This is a genomic window from Terribacillus sp. 7520-G, assembly GCF_002271665.1.
Classification (GTDB): Bacteria; Bacillota; Bacilli; order Bacillales; family Amphibacillaceae; genus Terribacillus.
Map to the genome: position 1 here is coordinate 22,709 of NZ_NQFP01000021.1, position 19,721 is coordinate 42,429.

At 49.6% G+C, this 19,721-nt stretch carries 19 protein-coding genes and 1 pseudogene; 5 read left to right on the forward strand and 15 right to left on the reverse strand.

From position 1 onward, the window contains the following. Positions 1-89: 89 nt before the first annotated feature. From sdhB to CHH53_RS08165, 3 genes are read right to left on the reverse strand one after another with little or no spacing between them, the layout of a single operon-like run. Positions 90-866 (reverse strand): succinate dehydrogenase iron-sulfur subunit, encoded by a 777-nt coding sequence (sdhB, locus tag CHH53_RS08155; RefSeq protein ID WP_095215633.1) that lies wholly within the window; start codon positions 864-866, stop codon positions 90-92. Next, complete coding sequence (gene sdhA / locus CHH53_RS08160) at positions 866-2,635, reverse strand: succinate dehydrogenase flavoprotein subunit (RefSeq protein WP_095215634.1); 1,770 nt, start codon at positions 2,633-2,635, stop codon at positions 866-868. Before sdhA ends, sdhB begins: the two co-directional genes overlap by 1 nt. Positions 2,636-2,667: 32 nt before the next feature. Beyond that, positions 2,668-3,288: a succinate dehydrogenase cytochrome b558 subunit gene (locus tag CHH53_RS08165; protein ID WP_095215635.1), complete on the reverse strand. Its 621-nt coding sequence runs from the start codon at positions 3,286-3,288 to the stop codon at positions 2,668-2,670. Positions 3,289-3,606: 318 nt separating this feature from the next. On the opposite strand from CHH53_RS08165, the gene CHH53_RS08170 reads away from it, so the two are divergent. Further along, the gene (locus tag CHH53_RS08170) at positions 3,607-4,050 is read left to right on the forward strand and encodes a DUF2507 domain-containing protein (RefSeq protein WP_095215636.1); all 444 of its coding nucleotides are present in this window, start codon (positions 3,607-3,609) and stop codon (positions 4,048-4,050) included. A 104-nt stretch (positions 4,051-4,154) separates the two neighbouring features. Here the strand turns inward: CHH53_RS08170 and uvrC are convergent, their stop codons facing one another. The 7 genes from uvrC to zapA form a co-directional block, all read right to left on the reverse strand. Then, positions 4,155-5,948, reverse strand: a complete 1,794-nt coding sequence (gene uvrC / locus CHH53_RS08175) for an excinuclease ABC subunit UvrC (RefSeq protein WP_095215637.1) — start codon at positions 5,946-5,948, stop codon at positions 4,155-4,157. A gap of 78 nt (positions 5,949-6,026) precedes the next feature. Continuing rightward, the gene (gene trxA / locus CHH53_RS08180; RefSeq protein ID WP_095215638.1) at positions 6,027-6,341 is read right to left on the reverse strand and encodes a thioredoxin; all 315 of its coding nucleotides are present in this window, start codon (positions 6,339-6,341) and stop codon (positions 6,027-6,029) included. Between the two features lie 99 nt (positions 6,342-6,440). Beyond that, positions 6,441-6,845, reverse strand: a complete 405-nt coding sequence (locus CHH53_RS08185; RefSeq protein ID WP_095215639.1) for a DUF350 domain-containing protein — start codon at positions 6,843-6,845, stop codon at positions 6,441-6,443. Between the two features lie 20 nt (positions 6,846-6,865). Beyond that, a complete protein-coding gene (locus CHH53_RS08190; RefSeq protein ID WP_095215640.1) occupies positions 6,866-9,208 on the reverse strand; it encodes an endonuclease MutS2 in 2,343 nt (780 codons plus the stop codon). Between the two features lie 24 nt (positions 9,209-9,232). Then, positions 9,233-10,948 carry a DNA polymerase/3'-5' exonuclease PolX gene (polX, locus tag CHH53_RS08195; RefSeq protein WP_095215641.1) on the reverse strand — a complete coding sequence of 572 codons (1,716 nt, stop codon included), beginning with the start codon at positions 10,946-10,948 and terminating at the stop codon, positions 9,233-9,235. A gap of 64 nt (positions 10,949-11,012) precedes the next feature. Beyond that, positions 11,013-11,579: a CvpA family protein gene (locus tag CHH53_RS08200; protein ID WP_095215642.1), complete on the reverse strand. Its 567-nt coding sequence runs from the start codon at positions 11,577-11,579 to the stop codon at positions 11,013-11,015. Further along, on the reverse strand, positions 11,572-11,847 hold the full coding sequence (gene zapA, locus CHH53_RS08205) for a cell division protein ZapA (RefSeq protein WP_095215643.1): 276 nt from the start codon (positions 11,845-11,847) through the stop codon (positions 11,572-11,574). Before zapA ends, CHH53_RS08200 begins: the two co-directional genes overlap by 8 nt. A gap of 123 nt (positions 11,848-11,970) precedes the next feature. On the opposite strand from zapA, the gene rnhC reads away from it, so the two are divergent. Beyond that, positions 11,971-12,906, forward strand: a complete 936-nt coding sequence (gene rnhC, locus CHH53_RS08210) for a ribonuclease HIII (RefSeq protein WP_095215644.1) — start codon at positions 11,971-11,973, stop codon at positions 12,904-12,906. Positions 12,907-13,150: 244 nt separating this feature from the next. Here rnhC and CHH53_RS08215 read toward each other — a convergent pair whose 3' ends face one another. Together CHH53_RS08215 and CHH53_RS17640 are read right to left on the reverse strand one after the other, a co-directional pair. Further along, on the reverse strand, positions 13,151-13,444 hold the full coding sequence (locus CHH53_RS08215) for a GNAT family N-acetyltransferase (RefSeq protein ID WP_233134944.1): 294 nt from the start codon (positions 13,442-13,444) through the stop codon (positions 13,151-13,153). After that, positions 13,441-13,602, reverse strand: a complete 162-nt coding sequence (locus CHH53_RS17640) for a hypothetical protein (RefSeq protein WP_233134946.1) — start codon at positions 13,600-13,602, stop codon at positions 13,441-13,443. The genes CHH53_RS08215 and CHH53_RS17640 overlap by 4 nt, the downstream gene beginning before the upstream one ends. 159 nt (positions 13,603-13,761) lie before the next feature. On the opposite strand from CHH53_RS17640, the pseudogene CHH53_RS17955 reads away from it, so the two are divergent. Next, positions 13,762-14,010 (forward strand): annotated as a pseudogene (locus tag CHH53_RS17955) (YunG family protein); the annotation flags it as partial. On the opposite strand, the gene pheT reads toward CHH53_RS17955, so the two are convergent. From pheT to CHH53_RS08230, 3 genes are all read right to left on the reverse strand, one after another. Next, a complete protein-coding gene (pheT, locus tag CHH53_RS08220) occupies positions 13,964-16,390 on the reverse strand; it encodes a phenylalanine--tRNA ligase subunit beta (RefSeq protein WP_095215645.1) in 2,427 nt (808 codons plus the stop codon). The pseudogene CHH53_RS17955 and the gene pheT overlap by 47 nt on opposite strands. A gap of 14 nt (positions 16,391-16,404) precedes the next feature. Continuing rightward, the gene (gene pheS, locus CHH53_RS08225; RefSeq protein WP_095215646.1) at positions 16,405-17,439 is read right to left on the reverse strand and encodes a phenylalanine--tRNA ligase subunit alpha; all 1,035 of its coding nucleotides are present in this window, start codon (positions 17,437-17,439) and stop codon (positions 16,405-16,407) included. Positions 17,440-17,777: 338 nt separating this feature from the next. Next, a complete protein-coding gene (locus tag CHH53_RS08230; RefSeq protein WP_095215647.1) occupies positions 17,778-18,518 on the reverse strand; it encodes a TrmH family RNA methyltransferase in 741 nt (246 codons plus the stop codon). A 95-nt stretch (positions 18,519-18,613) separates the two neighbouring features. On the opposite strand from CHH53_RS08230, the gene sspI reads away from it, so the two are divergent. Together sspI and CHH53_RS08240 are read left to right on the forward strand one after the other, a co-directional pair. Continuing rightward, positions 18,614-18,826, forward strand: a complete 213-nt coding sequence (gene sspI, locus CHH53_RS08235; RefSeq protein ID WP_095215648.1) for a small acid-soluble spore protein SspI — start codon at positions 18,614-18,616, stop codon at positions 18,824-18,826. Between the two features lie 80 nt (positions 18,827-18,906). Further along, entirely contained in the window at positions 18,907-19,710 is an 804-nt protein-coding gene (locus CHH53_RS08240; protein WP_369819869.1) for a lytic transglycosylase domain-containing protein, read from the forward strand. Positions 19,711-19,721: the final 11 nt, after the last annotated feature.

Here is a 19,721-nt window from a genome sequence, read left to right on the forward strand (position 1 = left end):
ACTCTTCGTGAAACGTACTGCAATATAAAAGCCCGATCAAAGCAAAAACGGAACTCTATATAAGAGTTCCGTTTTGTTATTATAATTTCTCAATAGTTCGAATCGCTTCCGAAGAAGTTCTTGAACGACTGGATATTTGTCGCACGGTTCATTTCGGCGATGGATGTGGTCAATGGAATACCTTTCGGGCAAACCTGCACACAGTTCTGTGAGTTACCGCAGCTGCCGATGCCTCCCTCACCCATCAGTGCTTCCAGACGTTCTGCTTTATTCATCGCGCCAGTCGGATGGGCGTTGAACAAGCGCACTTGGGAAATCGGGGCCGGTCCGATGAAATCGGATTTGTCGTTTACGTTCGGGCAAGCTTCCAGGCACACACCGCAGGTCATGCACTTGGAAAGCTCATAGGCCCATTGCCTTTTCTTCTCTGGCATACGCGGACCAGGACCAAGATCATACGTACCGTCAATCGGCACCCAAGCCTTCACTTTTTTCAAGCTGTCGAACATCTGGGAACGGTCGACTGCCAAATCACGGATGATCGGGAACGTGGACATCGGCTCTAAACGGATCGGCTGCTCCAATTTATCGATCAGTGCTGCACAGGATTGCCTTGGTTTACCATTGATGACCATGGAACATGCTCCACAGACCTCTTCCAGACAGTTCATATCCCAATAGACCGGGGTCGTTTCCTTCCCTTCCGCATTCACCGGGTTTCTCCGTATCTCCATCAATGCAGAGATGACGTTCATATTCTCCCGGTATGGCACCTTGAACGTTTCTTCATAAGGAGCGCTGCTCGGATCATCCTGACGGGTCACAATCAGTGTAATCGTCTCTTGCTTCGTTTTCGTCGCTTCCATTATGCTTTTGCCTCCTTCGCTTTCGCTTGGCTGTAGTCGCGTTTTCTCGGCTTGATATAGGAAGTATCGACATCTTCGTAATAGATATCTGGCGAATTGGAGGATTCGTCATATCTGGCCATCGTCGTTTTCAAGAACTCCTCGTCATTCCGTTCCGGGAATTCCGGTTTATAATGGGCGCCGCGGCTCTCATTGCGCTGATATGCACCGATCGTCATCACTCGGGCCAAGTGCAGCATATTCTTCAGCTGGCGGGTGAACATGACGCCTTGGTTGCTCCATAGCGATGTATCGTGGATATTGATATTGTTCCAGCGCTCCTGCAGCTCCTGCAGCTTATCATCCGTTTTAAGCAGTTTGCTATTTTCCCGGACCACGGTCACATTATCCGTCATCCATTCCCCCAGCTCACGGTGCAGCTTGTACGCATTTTCCTTGCCGTCCATTTTGATCATCTTATCGAATGCAGCCTGCTCTTTGGCAAGAGCATCATCGAACAGCTTGCTGGAAAGATCATCTGCATGCTTATCCAGACCCTCGATATATTTGATTGCATTCGGTCCGGCAACCATTCCGCCATAGATCGCCGACAGAAGGGAGTTTGCGCCGAGGCGGTTGGCACCATGCTGGGAATAATCACATTCGCCGGCTGCAAAGATCCCTGGTATATTCGTCATCTGATCATCGCTGATCCAAAGTCCGCCCATGGAATAATGCACTGCCGGGAAGATTTTCATCGGTACCTTGCGCGGATCGTCCCCCGCGAATTTTTCGTAGATCTCGATGATTCCGCCCAGTTTGATATCAAGCTCTTTCGGATCCTTATGGGACAGGTCGAGATAAACCATGTTCTCCCCATTGATGCCGAGCTTCTGATTCACGCAGACATCGAAGATTTCCCTTGTCGCGATATCACGTGGCACAAGGTTGCCGTATGCTGGATATTTCTCTTCAAGGAAGTACCAAGGCTCCCCATCCTTATACGTCCATACACGACCGCCTTCCCCGCGGGCGGATTCACTCATCAGACGTAGCTTATCGTCACCAGGGATGGCCGTAGGGTGGATCTGGATGAACTCTCCATTCGCATAAATTGCACCTTGCTCGTATAAAGCACCGGCCGCAGAGCCTGTGTTGATAATCGAGTTTGTCGACTTACCGAAGATGATACCAGGACCACCTGTCGCCATGATGACGGCATCTGCCCTGATTGCGCGCAATTCATGGGATTGGATGTTCTGGGTCAGGATACCGCGTCCGACACCTTCTTCATCGATGATGGCGTGGACGAATTCCCAACCCTCGTATTTCGTAACAAGCCCGGCTGTCTCATGACGCCGCACCTGCTCATCGAGCGCATATAAGAGCTGCTGACCAGTCGTCGCACCGGCATAAGCTGTCCGGTGATATTGCGTGCCGCCGAATCGGCGGAAATCCAGCAGCCCCTCCGGTGTGCGGTTGAACATGACGCCCATCCGGTCGAGCATATGGATGATGCTTGGCGCTGCTTCACACATCCCTTTGACGGGTCCTTGGTTGGCAAGGAAGTCCCCGCCGTACACCGTATCATCGAAATGCTCCCAGGTGGAATCCCCTTCCCCTTTTGTATTCACGGCTCCATTGATGCCCCCTTGGGCACATACGGAGTGCGAGCGTTTGACCGGAACGATGGATAACAAATCTACATGAACGCCGGCTTCTGCTGCTTTGATGGTCGCCATCAAGCCTGCCAGACCCCCGCCGACAACAACTATATTTCGTTTACTCATATCTTTAAGTCCCCTCTCTTAAAGCTGCTTTCTTATACTCCCATGCTGAATGCCAGCAGTGAGCGCACCCCCAAATACGTTACGCCAAGGAACACAAGCAGCGTCGCATATGTCGCGATTCGCTGGGAACGCGGAGAAACCGTGATTCCCCAAGTAACCAGGAAGCTCCATAAGCCGTTCGCGAAATGGAACGTCGTGGAAATGACGCCGATCAAGTAGAACCAGAAGAAGAATGGCTGCGTCAGGATGGCCTCCATGAAATCAAAATCAATCGTTTCCTGGGTAAAAATCGTCATGACCCGGGTTTGATAAACATGCCATGCAATGAAAATCAATGTCACGATACCCGTGATCCGCTGCAGCAGGAACATCACGTTCCGGAAATATCCGAATCTCCTTGTATTGTTCTTGCTTGTCAGCACGATGTACACACCGAGAATGGCATGATACAGGATCGGTATGTAGATGACCACCCATTCAAGCACGAAGCGGAATGGCAGGTTATGCATGAAACTGGCAGCAGTGTTGAAGCTGCCGCTTCCATATGCAGCGAAATGGTTGATCACCAAATGCTGGATAAGGAAGATTCCGATTGGAAGCACTCCCAACAACGAATGAAGCCTGCGGTAGAAAAACTCTCGATTCTCGTTCATACGTACCCCCTCAGTAGCTCTCTGAATTAACAGAATGATTGCGTTTTCATAACCGATTAAAAATAAAATCGATCGAAAACCGAATCCGTTATTAACAATATTATTGTATAACTATCAAAATTAGGCGTCAAGAAAACGCTTTAAAAAATTTACTAATCTATTTTTTTATTTTTTATAATCCGTGCGGCTCACAGCGAATCCTGTCAGTTTCCTAAACATTGCCCATTCAGCTAAAAGCATTGGCAGTTTACCTGGTTTTCGTGTTAAAGTGAGTAAAGATACTTTGTAATTGCAACAAGGCGGGAAAGGAAGACATGCATGCAAAAGAAAATGCAACAATTCGACAAGGATTATATGGAGCAGCTCATCACCCACGGAGCCGGCCATGATATATTGCGTTTTGTCAGTATACCAGACTTATTAGGTGAGGACGCTTCCTCCATCCTTTATGTGATGGGCAAGAAGCTGGCGCGGCAAGTAAAGCCGGCATCGCTGGAACAAGTCGAGGACTTTTTCATTCAGATGGGCTGGGGAAATTTGAACCTTGTCAAGCAAAAGCGTCACGAAATGACATTCGAACTCTCTGGAGCTCCAGTCATACATAGATGGGAAGTCGGTCTCGGTCAGGAATACCGGATGGAAGCTGGATTCCTCGCTGCCAGCATCGAGCAGATCAAGGAACTTTTTTGTGAATGCGTGGATGAGAACGTGCCGAAGAAGGAATATGTCCAATTCAATGTCTATTTTGCCAAAGAAGATTGAAAAAAGGCATCTGCAGAAGCAGATGCCTTTTTTATTGCTGATGGATCAGGTATTTGCAATCCTTTTAACAAAAAGAAACTAGACCCTGTTTCCAAGGTCCAGTCCTATTCACCTTCCGTTTCGGGAGGATTGTTCAAATGGTTCAAGATGACTTCTGCCGTAGGTGCAGGTATACCGAGCTTGGTGATTTCATCGACCGATGCTTCTTGAATGGCAGTGACGGATTTAAAATGACGCATGAGCAACCTTCTGCGCTTCTCGCCCACACCCGGGATATCATCCAGCTTCGATTTGATTGCGCTCTTTCCGCGCAGCTGGCGGTGGAAGCTGATGGCGAAGCGGTGGACTTCATCCTGGATGCGCTGTACCAGATAAAAATCCTGGGCATTCCGATCAAAATCGACGACTTCCGGCGGGTCGCCGTACAGCAACTCACTGGTCCGGTGCTTGTCATCCTTGGCAAGGCCGCAAACCGGTATATCCAGTCCCAGTTCGTCTTCCAGAACTTCAATGGCAGCGCTCATCTGCCCTTTGCCTCCATCGATGACAATCAAATCTGGAAGCGGCAAATCATCCTGCAGCACCCGCTTATAGCGTCTGCGGATGACTTCACGCATCGTATCGTAGTCATCCGGCCCTTTTACATCCCTTATCTTGTACTTACGGTATTCCTTCTTGTCCGGACGGCCATCGGTGAAGACGATCATCGCCGAAACCGGATCGGTGCCTTGGATGTTGGAATTGTCAAAAGCTTCGATGCGGTGCGGTGTCGCAATGTTCAGTTTCTCGCCCAGCGATTCAACCGCTTTGATCGTCCGATCCTCATCGCGCTCTATAAGGGAGAATTTCTCTTTGATTGCGATTTTGGCATTCTTTCCGGCAAGCTCCACAAGCTCTTTTTTCCGGCCGCGGTATGGAATGGCTACATCCGTTTCCAGGAGCTGCTGCAAGCCTTCCGCATTCGTCCCTATCGGTACAAGCACTTGCTTTGGCAGCAAGTGGTTTTGATGCAGATAAAAACGTCCGACGAATGTAAGGAAGGTTTCCTCTGGTTCATCGAAGAACGGGAACATGCTCACATCGCGTTCGATGAGCTTCCCTTGGCGGATGAAGAATACCTGCACACACATCCAGCCCTTGTCATAGGCAAAGCCGAATACATCACGGTCTGTCTGATCCGTCGTTGTCATCTTTTGCTGCTCCATGACGGATTCGATATGCTGGATTTGATCGCGCAGCTCCTTGGCCCGTTCAAAATCGAGCTCTTCGGCAGCTTCCTGCATCTTCTGCTGCAGGTCCTTTTTGATCTGATGGTGGCCGCCGTTCAGGAAGGTCGTGATATTCTGCACGATGTTGCGGTTTGTTTCCTGTGAGACAGGATAGACACACGGTCCCAGGCATTGGTGCATGTGGTAGTACAGACAGACTCTATCCGGCATCGTATTGCATTTACGCAGCGGGTACAGTCTATCCAGCAGCTTCTTGGTCTCCCTGGCTGCGATGACGTTCGGATACGGACCAAAGTATTTGCCTTTATCTTTTTTCACTTTTCGCGTCACCAGCAAGCGCGGCTGTTCTTCTGCTGTGATCTTCAAATAAGGATATGTTTTATCATCCTTCAACAGGATGTTATATTTCGGATCATATTTCTTGATCAGATTCATTTCAAGGATGAGTGCTTCGATTTCGGAGGAGGTGACAATATATTCGAAATCCACGATCTCTGCAACGAGCCTCTGGGTCTTGCGGTCGTGTGCCCCGGTGAAATAGGACCTGACCCGGTTGCGCAGGAGCTTGGACTTCCCTACATAAATGACCGTCCCATTTTTATCCTTCATCAAGTAACAGCCAGGCTGCGGCGGCAGAACAGCGAGTTTATCAGTGATCGTCTTGTTCATTCGCTTTCCCCTTCTACTAGTGCTTTACATAAAGGAACCCTTGCTACAGGATTGTAACAAGGGATCTCAAGTTCTTACTTACGCGTGTTTGTTGACAAGCTCCACAAGTGCTTCTTTCGGCTGGTAGCCGATCACTTGATCCACGACTTCGCCATCTTTGAAAAGAAGCAGTGTCGGGATGCTCATCACACCGAATTTACCGGCAGTTGCTTGGTTTTCATCGACGTCAAGTTTTACGATTTTGACTTTATCGCTCATTTCACCGTCGATTTCTTCCAATACTGGTGCAATCATTTTACATGGGCCGCACCAAGTTGCCCAAAAGTCAGCAAGGACAAGTCCTTGGCTTGTTTCTGTATTGAAGCTTGCATCTGTAGCATTTACAATTGCCATGTTACATTCCTCCTAAATAAAAGCTTTCATCGAGTATAGCACTGCTGCAGTCCGGAACGCTACTAGTTTGCTTAGAAGCGTCCATTCCTAAACATCGCACTAAATACTTGCTCCTATAACATAAGATAATCCTACTGAAATAACAAGCGAAATAAATCCGACAGCCCGGTTATCATTGGCTATTTCGCGGTCGATTTTGTATGTCGGTGTCAGGAACTCGAAAATAAAGTAACCGATCAGCAGCAGTACGAAACCGATCGAGCTCCACATGATGCTCTCCAGGATCCCATCATTATGCTCATAGGAAAAGCGCAGCACATTCGCAACACCGAACATCTTACCTCCTGTTGCCATGGCAACAGACAGATTGCCCCGGCGGATTTCTTCCCAATTCTTATAGGAAGTCACCAGCTCGAAAATAGCCATGAAAACGATGATGCTAAGCACAGCAACGCTATAGCGCGCAGCTGTCAGGACGATCGTATTTTCCCAAAATGACTCCATAACCCGAATTCCCCCGATGATTACTGAAATTCAAGCACAGTCACACCGGTCCCGCCTTCGCTCATGCCGCCGGAACGATAGTTTTTCACAGCACGGTGGCGCTTGGCGAATTCCTGTACGCCTGTGCGCAATGCACCCGTTCCCTTGCCGTGGATGATCGATACTTGCGGATATCCAGCCAAAAGCGCATCATCCACATATTTCTCGACGCGGCGCAAAGCATCCTCGTAGCGTTCCCCGCGTAAATCCAGTTCTGTGCTCACATGATAGGCGGAGCCTTTGACGGTTGCGACTGGCTTTTCTTTTAATGCGTCCTGTCTCTTTACGAATTCGATGTCTTTTCGTTTCGCTTTTATTTTCATTATTCCGATTTGGAGCAAATATTCTTTGTCGCTGACTTTCTCGACGACGGTTCCCTTTTGTCCCAGCGTCAGCAGGAGAACTTCATCCCCGGGCATGAGCTGTTTGGATTCCTTCGTTTTCGGCGCTGCCTTCGAACCTTTTTTCGCAAGCTCCGGTGACGCATCTTCCAGCCGTTTACGGGCTTCGATGATTTCATGCTCTTTTACGCTCGCTTGGTTTTTCATCGTACGGAGGGAAGCAACAATCTCTTCGGCTTCTTCCCTGGCCCGCTCGATTGCCTTGGCAGCTTTTTCTTCGGCTTTCTGGTACAAGCGCTCCCGCTTGGCATCGAATTCCTGCCATTGTTTCTCCAAATCACGCTTCAAAGCCTCAGCTTCTTCAAGCTGGGACCGTGCTGCTTCATGATCATGCTCTGCCTGTCTGCGGGACGTTTCCAAGGAAGCTATCATATTCTCGACACTCTTTGAATCGGTGCCGATCAATTCCTTGGCGCTATCGATGATCGATTCCTTCAAGCCGAGGCGCCGGGAAATCTCAAAAGCGTTACTGCGTCCAGGGACACCAATCAGCAAACGATATGTCGGCTGGAGCGTTTCCACATCGAATTCCACACTGGCATTGACCACACGGTCGCGGTTATAGCCGTACGCTTTCAGCTCCGGATAATGAGTCGTGGCCACGACAGTCGCTCCGCGTTTGATCGTTTCGTCGAGGATGCTCATGGCGAGCGCCGCCCCTTCCTGAGGATCCGTTCCGGCACCAAGCTCATCGAACAGCACAAGCGATTGATGATCGACTTGCTGGAGGATATCGACTATGTTGACCATATGCGAGCTGAAGGTACTCAAGCTCTGCTCGATGGACTGCTCATCGCCAATGTCAGCGAACACATTCGTGAATACTGCCATTTCCCCGCCGTCAAGCGCAGGCACTTGAAGACCAGACTGCGCCATCAGTGTACAAAGGCCAATCGTCTTGATTGTAACGGTTTTACCGCCGGTATTCGGACCAGTGATGACGATGGTGGAATAATCCTCCCCAAGATCGATATCATTTGCCACCACTTGCCCCGGATCGATCAGCGGGTGCCGTGCCTGTTTCAAATGAATGATGCCCTTGTCATTCATTTTTGGCATCGAACAGCGCATCGCTGCCCCCAGCTTCGCCCGGGCCGAAATAAAGTCGATTTGCCCGAGAATCTCGATATTGGCCAGCAAGATCGCTTCATCCTCTGCAACACGTATACTGATTTCCTTCAGGATTCTTTCGATTTCCGCTTTTTCCTGTGCTCTTGCTTCCTGCAGCTGGTTATTCAAATCAACGACGGCCTGCGGCTCCATGAACAATGTCTGGCCAGAGGAAGATTGATCATGGACAATCCCGCCGATCGCTCCGCGGTATTCCTGTTTGACCGGCAGCACGTAACGATCGTTGCGGATTGTGATGATGGAATCCGACAGCATCTTACTTTTGGAACGGGTATACGATTCCAATTTCTCCCGGACCCGGCTTTCATTCGTACGGATCCGGGACCGTATGCCGCGGAGGCGTTCTGACGCCCCGTCCATGACCCGGCCGTGATCGTCGATGGCATTCTTGATATGACGCTCCAGATCACTCAGGGATACCAGCTGTTCCACGAGACCCCTGATGATCGGCAGCTCCGGTTCTTCCAGCTCTTCGATGAAATGCTTGAGATTCTTCCCGCCATAAATCGTACTTGCAATATCGAGACATTCATTCGCATTCAAGATCCCGCCGATGACGGCGCGCTTGACACTTGCCTGGATATCATGGATGCCGCCAAGCGGTATGCCGCCTCGCAGCCGGATGATGGAAGCCGCTTCATCCGTTTCCGCCTGCAGCCGCTGCACCTCATCCAGCTCTGTTGCCGGCTGTATTTGCATGGCTCTTTTTTTACCGAGTGACGATGCTGCCTGTTCACTCAGCTTTTGTATGATTTTATCGAATTCCAGTACACGGAATATTCGTTTATTCATGTTTTCCCCCCACTTTTTTAGCTGTTATTTGCGCTGAAAAAGCTCCATCAACTGACTCTTGGACCATGTGTTGATGACGGTCTCCGGTTTCAGCCAGCCCTTGCGCGCCATCGCCACACCGACTTCCATGAAGGAAAGCGTTGCGTAGCTATGGGCATCGGTATTGACAGCAATCTTCACACCGAGCTCCTGTGCCTTCTTCAAATAAGTCCACGATAGATCCAGCCGGTTTGGGTTGGCATTCAGCTCGATGACTGTACCTGTTTCCGCCGCTTTTTCAATGAGCCATTCCGGATCGGCTGCATAGCCGGCCCTCCTGCCGATCAGACGGCCGGTCGGATGGGCGATGACATTGACATTCGGGTGCTCCAGCGCTGCTGTCAGACGCGCCTTGATTTGATCTTTGGACTGCGAGAAACTGGAATGGATCGCTCCGATGACATAATCCATCTCTTTCAGGAAATCATCGTCGAAATCCAAACGAGCATCTGGCAGGATATCCATCTCGACACCTGCGAATATATGAAAATCAGGATATAGTGCGTTCACGCGTTCGATTTCTTCCCGCTGTTTCCGCAGCCGCTTTTCGTCCAAGCCATTGGCCACTTTCAAATACTTGGAGTGATCCGTGATAGCGATATAGGAATAGCCTAGCTCCATCGCCTGTTTCGCCATCTGCTCGATTGATTGCGCGCCATCGCTCCAGGTCGAGTGCATATGCAAATCCCCTTGGATATCCGATAGCTGGACGAGCGGCATTTCTTGTTTGAAGCTATCGAGTTCGCCTTGGGCTTCCCTGATTTCGGGAGGGATGAAGGACAAACCGAAGTGTCCGAAAAAGTCCTTTTCGGATTCGAACGTTGTCATCTCCCCCGTTTCCACATTCTCCACACCATATTCACTGATGCGCTCCCCGCGCTTTTTCGCCAGCTGGCGCAAGGCGACGTTGTGGTCCGCAGAACCGGTGAAATGGTGCAGCGTCGTTGCGAAGGCTGCTGGTTCGATCATTCGGAAATCTACATTGATGTCATATCCTTCTTCCAATGTGACGGACACTTTTGTGTCTCCCTTGGCAATGACTTCCTTCAAGTTATCGATCGTGAGCAGCTGTTCCTGAACACTCTGCGGATCATTGGTTGCAATGATGAAATCAAGATCCTTCACCGTTTCCTGCATCCGCCGCAGGCTCCCTGCCCGGGCGTATTGTTCGATTCCATCCAATGACTCCAGGAAAGTCTCGATTCTCTCGGCAAGCGGCAGCATCATCGCAATCGGGATCCGCTCTGGCCTGGATCCGACATTGGCCAGGCCATCAAGGATCTTTTCCGCCGATTTCTTTCCGAATCCGCTTAACGATGCGACTTTACCTGATTCGACTGCCTCTTTCAAGGAAGATGCATCCACCACGCCGAGCTCCTGGTACAGCTTGGCCAGCTTCTTCCCGCCAAGACCGGGCAGATCAAGCAGCGGTACCAATCCTTCCGGAACCTCTTCCTGCAGCTGACGCAATGTATCGGATTCTTCATTTTGCATGTATTCCTCGATTACCGCGGCAGTGCCCTTGCCTATTCCATTCAAGGATGTGAAATCCTCGATCTCATCGATTGATTGGTCATTGGCTTCCAGAGCTGCTGCAGCTTTCCGGTATGCCGATACCTTGAATGTATTTTCCCCTTTTAGCTCAAGATAAATTGCGATTGTCTCAAGCAATTTCACGACGTCTTTTTTATTGACTGCCATTATTCTCATCCTCCCAAAACAAGGTAGAAAACCCTTGCGCAAGATGCCGCAAGGGTTAAGCATTTCATCCCATCAATTCAGTGGGTAATTTATTTGCAACATGATTCAGCCATAGATCCTTGATCTCACCAGATATATATGGTGTATGCTCCACGATCCAAGCCGCAAGTATCGACTTGTCCAGCGCTTCCTGCATTGGCGTGATCGGCAGCAATACCGATAGATAAAGAATAACGAATACGAGCAGATAGATCTCGATGAATCCGAGCACCCCGCCAAGAAGCTTATTCACGGAGCGTAATATCGGCAGGTCCGCTATGAAATCGAGCATGGATCCGATGATGTGTAAAATGATCTTTGTCGCGAAGAACAAAATCGCGAACGCGATTGCATTATAGAAAACCTGATCCAGCGGCACAGCTCCGAATATGTCAGACCAAGCGCTATCGGAGGATACATCCGGATACGGAATCCATAATTCCAGCTTCGGTGCAAGCTGATCATAATAAATAGCTGCGACAATGAATGACACGATAAAGCTTGCCAAATGAAATAGCTGCATGATGAAGCCGCGCTTTAGGCCGACGAGCACGCCGAACAGGAGCATGGCGATGATAAGTAAATCAATCATTATCCTTTCTTGCCTCTTTCCTTGTGATAGAGCCTAGCAATTGTGCATAATCCTCTTTCAGTTTCAAATAATCATTCGTTGTATTGACAGCCGTCAAGACGGCCAGTTTGGCAGTATCAAGATTCGGATTCGCATCATGGATCTCCGACATCTTCTGATCGACAAGGCTCGCCACCATCCGCATGCGATGTGCCGGCTCCTGTCCGACGATTGTATAGGAGCGGTTATGTATCTCCACCGTTACACGTGTTTTATCAGATTGGGACACGTTCTCCCCCCTCACTTCTCTTATAATACTAGTCTTAATAGTAACATGAAGGTGTCGATTTAGGAAACTATTCTGTATAGTCGAACGGCATGCTATACTAATTGTCAGATTGGAGAGATGAACGTGGGACAAATCGTATTGCAATTGCCGCTGGACACCATCCAGCAAATGAAAGAAACATACAGCCACGCTGAAAAAGCTGCGCCTCCGGGAGCGGTCTTTTCAGCAAAGACGCCAAGCTGCGCCATCACTGCCTACAAATCAGGAAAAGTGCTTTTCCAGGGCAAAGCACCGGAAGCAGAGGCGGATAAATGGGGAAGCGCACCTTCGGCCCCGAAGAAGTCCCCCGCGGCGAAACCAAGCGTCAACGAACACAAGTATGCTCCTGCCCCAGGTCTTTTCACCGCTTCCCATATCGGATCGGATGAAGCCGGGACAGGCGACTTCTTTGGACCGATTACAGTGGCGAGTGTATATGTCGATCATAGCCAGTTCGCCCTTTTGAAGGAGCTTGGTGTCAAAGACTCCAAACTGCTCAAGGATGACAGCATTCAGCGCATCGCCAAGGATTTGATGCATGTCGGGCTTCCCTATTCCCTGCTTGTGCTGCGCAATGAAAAATACAACCAGCTCCAGCAGCGGGGCTGGTCCCAAGGGAAGATGAAAACGATGCTGCATCACCATGCCATCCAGAAGCTGCTGGCAAAAATTGCACCAACCAAGCCGGATGGGATACTGATTGATCAATTTCAGCTGCCTGCAACCTATATCAAGCATCTTGCAACGGAAGGAGAAAGACTGCAGCAGGATGCCTACTTCATGACAAAGGCAGAAAGCCATTCGCTTGCAGTTGCTGCTGCATCGATCATTTCAAGGGCAAGCTTCATAAAAGAAATGGATAAACTGTCCAAGCAAGCAGGGTTTACGATTCCCAAAGGGGCCAGTGCAGCTGTCGATCAAGCAGCCGGACGCCTCATCCGGACAAAGGGCCGGCAAGCATTGCCTGCATTCACGAAGATGCATTTTGCCAATAGCGCCAAAGCGGAGAAGTACGTCTGACATCCCTGCTCTGCTTGCGGCTGTCCCGCACCAGCAGGTCTCCGGGCTCCTTACATGGATTTGCTCAAGGCATGGGATCAAGCGGTGTCCTGGAATATGCCGTCAATATTTTCGGGATTAGATGATGCTCTGTCAAGGCGGCCCAATCCATTTGACAGAGCTCGCTTCATCCTGTTTGCTGTCCTGCCAGCCCATCCCCTCTCTTCCTACCAGTATAGACAGGAATCATGCCTTTTAACGTCTGTCATTCCAATTCCCGATAATGGCGGAGCGACACTTGCGTCTCTCCTGTGTCCATTACCTTTGTCCTTCGATCCCTACAGCGGAAACCTCTTGCTTCATAGAATGGGATGCCCCGTCGATTCCCTTCCTTCACGGAAACCCATTGCCTGACAGCACCCCGTTCCTTTTGTTCATGGGTTAAAGCCTCCAGCAGCAATGTGCCCGTACCCCGATAGCGATGATCCTCATCTACATACAGCACAAACACTTCACCAGTATCCGGCGCTGTCATCCCGCCGCCGATAACCCCGATCACTTCTCCTGCTGCCACGGCAACATAAGGTTATACCATTCATCGACAGTTTGCTTCTGTGCCTCTTCACTAAGCTTCCCTTCCACGGTCTGTCTCCAGCCCGTGGCGCAAATACGTGCAATCTCTCCCGCATGCGCTATTTCGGCTTTGATGATTTCCATACTTTCCCCTCCATTTTATTATGTTCCGGTTATAGTCATCCACGGAAAATAATCCCAAAATTCAGTGAATAAAGCAAGGAGTGCACCGATGAATACCGCTCATATAGAATCGATCTTATTGCATGCTTGGTCGCTTAAGACAAGACAAATGCCCCCTCAAAAGTCCAATGCAGCGTCATTGTGATTCACGATTTGTCCAGCGGAGGAGTAGTCAAAACCGCCGCCTCGGATGGAGGGCATTTTTATTTGATAAAAGGAGCCAGACACGATTTCACCGTATCGAAATTCGGTGAGGCACTTATGATTTTGCATGTACTAAAAAAGGATGACGGAGTCTCAAAGACCCTGCCATCCTTTTCTTTTAACTTCTCAATTCTGCACCATGCTTTTCTTTCACTGCTTGAATGATGCTGTTATAAGATGCTTCCACTTCTTCATCTGTCAATGTACGAGTCGGATCCTGGTAAAGCACTGTGTACGCGATTGATTTCTTGCCAGCTTCCATGTGCTCCCCTTGATATACATCAAAGATTTGCACCTGCTGAACAAGTTCTCCGCCTGCTTCCCGGATTGTGCGTTGGATGTCACCAGCATGTGCTGCTTCATTCACAACAAGCGCGATATCCCGTGTAACGGACGGATGACGCGGGATGGTACGGAAGCTTGGTGCTTCTTCGTATTGATCCATCAAATAAGCGATATCCAAATCGAACACATATGTTTCCTTGAGATCGAATGCTTTTTGAACGGTCGGATGCAGCTGGCCGACGACACCTACTGCACGTCCGTTATGGGAAACAACTGCCGTACGACCCGGATGGTATCCATCAAGCTGTGCCTGCTGGAAGACAGGTTCCAGATCAAGCTGTGCGAAGATGCCTTCCACGATGCCTTTTGCCACATAGAAATCCACTGGCTTCTTCTCCTGCTGCCATGGCTGCTCCACCCAGGTTCCAGTCAGTGCACCGGCAAGTCGTGCCGTTTCCATCGGCTGTTCCGTTATCCGTTCCTCTTTGGAAAGGAATACGCGGCCAAATTCGAAATAGCCTAAGTTCTCTTGCTTACGCGCCACATTATAGGAAAGTGTATCCACAAGCTCTGGAAGCAGGCTGATCCGCAAATGGCTGTGTTCCTCGCTCATCGGCATCTTCAATGCGACCGGATGCACTTCTTGCTCCTTCACATCCGGGCTGACAAGCATTTCTGTACGAGCTTTGCTTGTCAGCGAGTAGGTGATTGTTTCCATCAAACCAGCGCCTTGCAGATATTGCTTCAGCTGACGTTTCAAGTATTGCTTTGTCGTCAGCTTACCAGCGAAGGCTTCTCCTTCAGGCAAAGTATATGGAATATTGTCATAGCCATAAATGCGGGCGATTTCTTCCAGCATATCCTCAAACAAGCTGATATCACCGCGTCTTGTCGGAATGGAGACAGTGAACTGGCTGTTATCTTGTTCAAAACCGAACTGCAATCTTGTCAGGATGGAAGCAATTTCCTCATCAGAAATCGTTGTGCCTAAACGGGCGTTCACACTCGCTGTATCGATCTTGACTTTCTTTTCTTCACGATCAAGCTCATCAAATGCCACGATACCTTGTGCAACCTTGCCGCCAGCATACTCAGCAAGAAGACGAGCTGCATAGGCTCCTGCTCGCTCCACACGATTCGGGTCGATCCCTTTTTCATAGCGTGTGCTCGCTTCACTGCGCAAATTATGATGCTTGCTCGCACGCCGGATGGCACGTGCATCGAAGTATGCAGCTTCCAGCAATACTGTTTTCGTATCATCGGAAACTTCAGAGTTGGCTCCGCCCATCACACCTGCAAGAGCAACCGGCTCTTTACCGTTTGTAATGACAATTTCATCACCTTTTAGAGTGCGCTCTTGGTCATCCAAAGTCTGGATTTTTTCGCCCTGCTTAGCAGGACGCACAACGATTTCCTTCGTGGCCACTTTGTCATAATCAAATGCGTGCAGCGGCTGTCCGTAAACTAGCAGCACGTAGTTCGTAATGTCAACAACGTTGTTAATCGGACGAATACCTGCTGCCATCAAATAATTACGCATCCAAAGCGGCGATGGCGCAATCGTCACGTCTTCGATGACGAATGCCCCGTAATATGGATTCAGTTCCCCGTTTTCCACTTTCACCTGGACAAGATCAGCCGCCTTGCTGCCGCTTGTCGGATATGTTTCCTCCGGCAATTTGACTTCCTTGTCAAGGATTGCTGCGACTTCATAGGCAACGCCAAGCATACTCATCGCATCGGCACGGTTCGGTGTCAAGCCAAGCTCCAGTATGACATCATCCAAATTCAGCAATTCTGCCACTGGTGTGCCGACTTCCGTGTCTTCCGGGAATACGAAGATGCCTTCTGCGAATTCCTTCGGTACGAATTTTTCGTCGATGCCAAGCTCCTGCAGTGAGCAGACCATACCGTTCGATTCCACGCCGCGCAGCTTCGCTTTCTTGATTTTCACACCGCCCGGAAGACGTGCTCCCGGCAGGGCAGCTGCGATTTTTTGTCCTTGGGCGATATTCGGCGCGCCGCAAATGATCTGATAGGTCTCTGCGCCGACATTGATTTGGCAAAGATTCAATTTATCTGCATTCGGATGCTGTTCACAGCTCTCCACATACCCGACGACAACCTTCGTGCTTTCCGGTGCCACGCGCTCGATGCTTTCCACTTCGATACCGGAGCGTGTGATTTTTTCTGCCAGCTCCTCCGGTGAAATATTATCTATATCTACATATTGTTTTAACCAATTCAAAGATACATACATGTTTTTGCCTCCCGTTATGCCTTATGGTATTGCGATAGGAATCGTACATCATTCGTATAGAAGTGACGGATATCATCGACACCGTACTTGAGCATCGCGATACGTTCTACCCCCATGCCGAATGCAAAGCCGGAGTATTCTTCCGGATCATAGCCGCTCATACGAAGGACGTTGGAATGCACCATGCCGGCCCCAAGGATTTCGATCCATCCAGTATGCTTGCATACATTACATCCTTTTCCGTCACAAACCTTACATGTCACGTCCACCTCGACAGAGGGCTCCGTGAACGGGAAAAAGCTTGGACGCAGGCGGATTTCCCTATCAGCTCCGAATAGTTTGCGGGAGAATTCCAGCAGGACGCCTTTCAAGTCACTCATGCGGACATTCTTGTCGACCAGCAGGCCTTCGATCTGCGTGAACTGATGGGAATGTGTCGCATCGTCTGTATCACGGCGGTACACGATACCCGGGCAAATCATTTTGATGGCTTTATTGCCATCGTATTCGCGCATCGTACGAGCCTGCACAGGCGAAGTCTGTGTACGCAATAGCAAATGATCGGTAATATAGAAACTATCCTGCATATCACGTGCCGGGTGATCCTGCGGCAAGTTCAAAGCTTCGAAGTTGAAGTAATCCGTTTCCACTTCCGGTCCTTCTTTGATTTCGAATCCCATGCCAAGGAAAAGATCTTCCACTTCTTCGATGATGCTGGTCAATAGATGAGGGCCGCCTGTTTTGACTGGTCGTCCTGGCAGCGTGACATCGATCGCCTCTTTCTGCAGCTGCTCATTCAGTGCTGCTTCTTCCAAAAGATTCTTCTTATTATCCAATGCCGTTGCAATTGCCTCACGGACTTTATTTGCCAGTTCCCCGATGACAGGGCGTTCTTCCGGAGAAAGTTTCCCCATCCCGCGAAGTACCTCGGTGATCGGACCTTTCTTTCCTAAATATGCGACACGCACATCCTGCAAACTCTGCAGATTGTCTGCTTGCTGTACTTTTTCGATGGCTTCTGCTTGTAATGCTTCGAGCTTTTCTCTCATGCTTTTGCCTCCTATGATTTTTGAGCATAAAAAAAGCCCCTCCCTCTGAAAAGGGACGAGCTTTCATTCGCGGTACCACCCTTGTTGGTATACATGTATACCCAACTTGAAGCTTGATAACGGATCTAGCAATCCGGATACACCTTTACTTGCCCAATGACAAGGTCCCGGTGCCTGCTCCAGAGTGAAGGTTCATCCGCTGCCGCTGCCAGCATGCTCTCAGTCAAGGCACGCCTTCCTGTTGCTCGCGATCCGCAGGGATTACTGGCTCTTTCCACGCATCTCAATATGAATCTTGTTTCATTATAGGAAATCCCGGGACAACTTGCAACCTGGTTTTATCTTTTCACTGTATGATACAGCAGGATACCAGTCGCAATACTCACATTCAGGGATTCAGCCTTCCCGAAAATCGGGATTTTCACAGCCATATCGCTTTGGGCGATCAGCCGTTTGTCGATGCCGGCTCCTTCGTTCCCGACAAGCAATGCTGTTTTTTCCGGTGCCTTCAAATCGCGGTAATCGACAGCCCCTTCCAAAGCAGCGGCCCACACCGTATAGCCATTCTCCTGCAGCTCCGGTAATAATAAAGCCAAATCGGCAGTCAATACCGGCAAATGGAAGATCGATCCTTGCGTCGCACGGATCACCTTGTCATTATACCGATCAGCGGAACCTTCCCCAACATAGACAGCGTCATAGCCTGCTGCATCCGCAGTGCGGATGATCGTACCTAAATTACCAGGGTCCTGCACTGCATCAAGCAGCAAAATACGATCATGCCGTTTTGGTTTCTTATCCTGCATTTGTACGACAGCCGCGATTCCTTGCGGTGTCTCTGTCTCCGTGATCGATTTGAAGACATGGTCCGATACACGGATCGGTTCCAGATGCTTGGCCCATTCCGGCAGCTCCGTCTCCTCCCGCAAAATGAGCTGGCCGATCGTCCAGCCGGACTTGATTGCTTCCTCCGCAAGATGGAAGCCTTCTATCATGAAGGTATTCGTTTTTGTCCGTTCCTTTTTCCGTTTCAATTTTTGCCATTGTTTTACCTGGGCATTTTGGGTCGATGTGATCAACGCACGTTCACTTCCTCTATCTTGACATATCCTCTATCATACATAGTTTTACAAGCAGCGGTCAAACTATAAAAAAGTGGAGGAGGTGCTCATGCATGGATATAAATATTCGTAGTGCCATCTATGCCAATATCAAGGATAATAGCGAAGAACAGCTGGAGGCTACAATTGTGGATTCCATTGACGGGAGAGAAGTCCTGCTGCCTGGCCTGGGTGTATTATTCGAGCTTATTTGGAAAAATGCCAGCGACCAGGAAAAGCAGGAAATGGTCGATGCACTAGCCAAGGGTGTCCAATCCCAGGCATAAGAGCGAGTGAAATAGGTCTTGTCTCCCAGGTACGTTTGAGCTACAATTGGATTAACAATATGTGACAGGAGATATGTTTTTTGGATACATCTTATCTGCTTTCCACACTTAATCCGACAACGCTTGCTACCACTCAGCAGCGAACAGCCTTTTCATCGTCCCAGGGTTCCAGCCAGGCCTTCAGCGACTCGCTCATGCAGACGATGAAGGCGGGTTCATCGGTCCGGCTGAATCCATATGCAACTGCGGGTACCACGATGCAGGCGGAAAGTACGCCTGCCGTACAGTCGATGAAGGCGGGTTCACCGGTCCGGCTGAACCCATATGTAACCGCGGGCACCACGATGCAGGCGGAAAGCACACCCGCTGTACAGTCGATGATGATGAATGCAAGTTCTCAGGTTCGGCTGAACCCATATGTAACAATGGACACAATGACACAAAGCACGCCTGCTGTGCAATCCGTTTCGAAGAGCAGTTCAGGCAGCACCTTCGAAAGTTCCGGCAATAAGAAGATCGATGCCATCATTTCGGAAGCAGCCGACAGATACGGAGTAGACGAAAAACTCATCCGTTCCGTCATTCAAGCGGAATCGAACTTCAATCCATTGGCAGAGAGTGCTGCAGGCGCCCAGGGCTTGATGCAGCTGATGCCGGTTACGGCAGCTGGACTCGGCGTCACAAACAGCTTCGATCCGGAGCAGAATGTCATGGCGGGCACAAAATACCTGAAACAAATGCTGGACCGCTATAACGGCAATACCAGCCTCGCGTTGGCAGCTTATAATGCCGGACCGGGAAATGTCGATAAATATAACGGCATTCCCCCACTCAGCGAAACAACGAAATATGTCAGCAAAATCATGGGCAATTACCTGGCATAAAAAACCAGCTT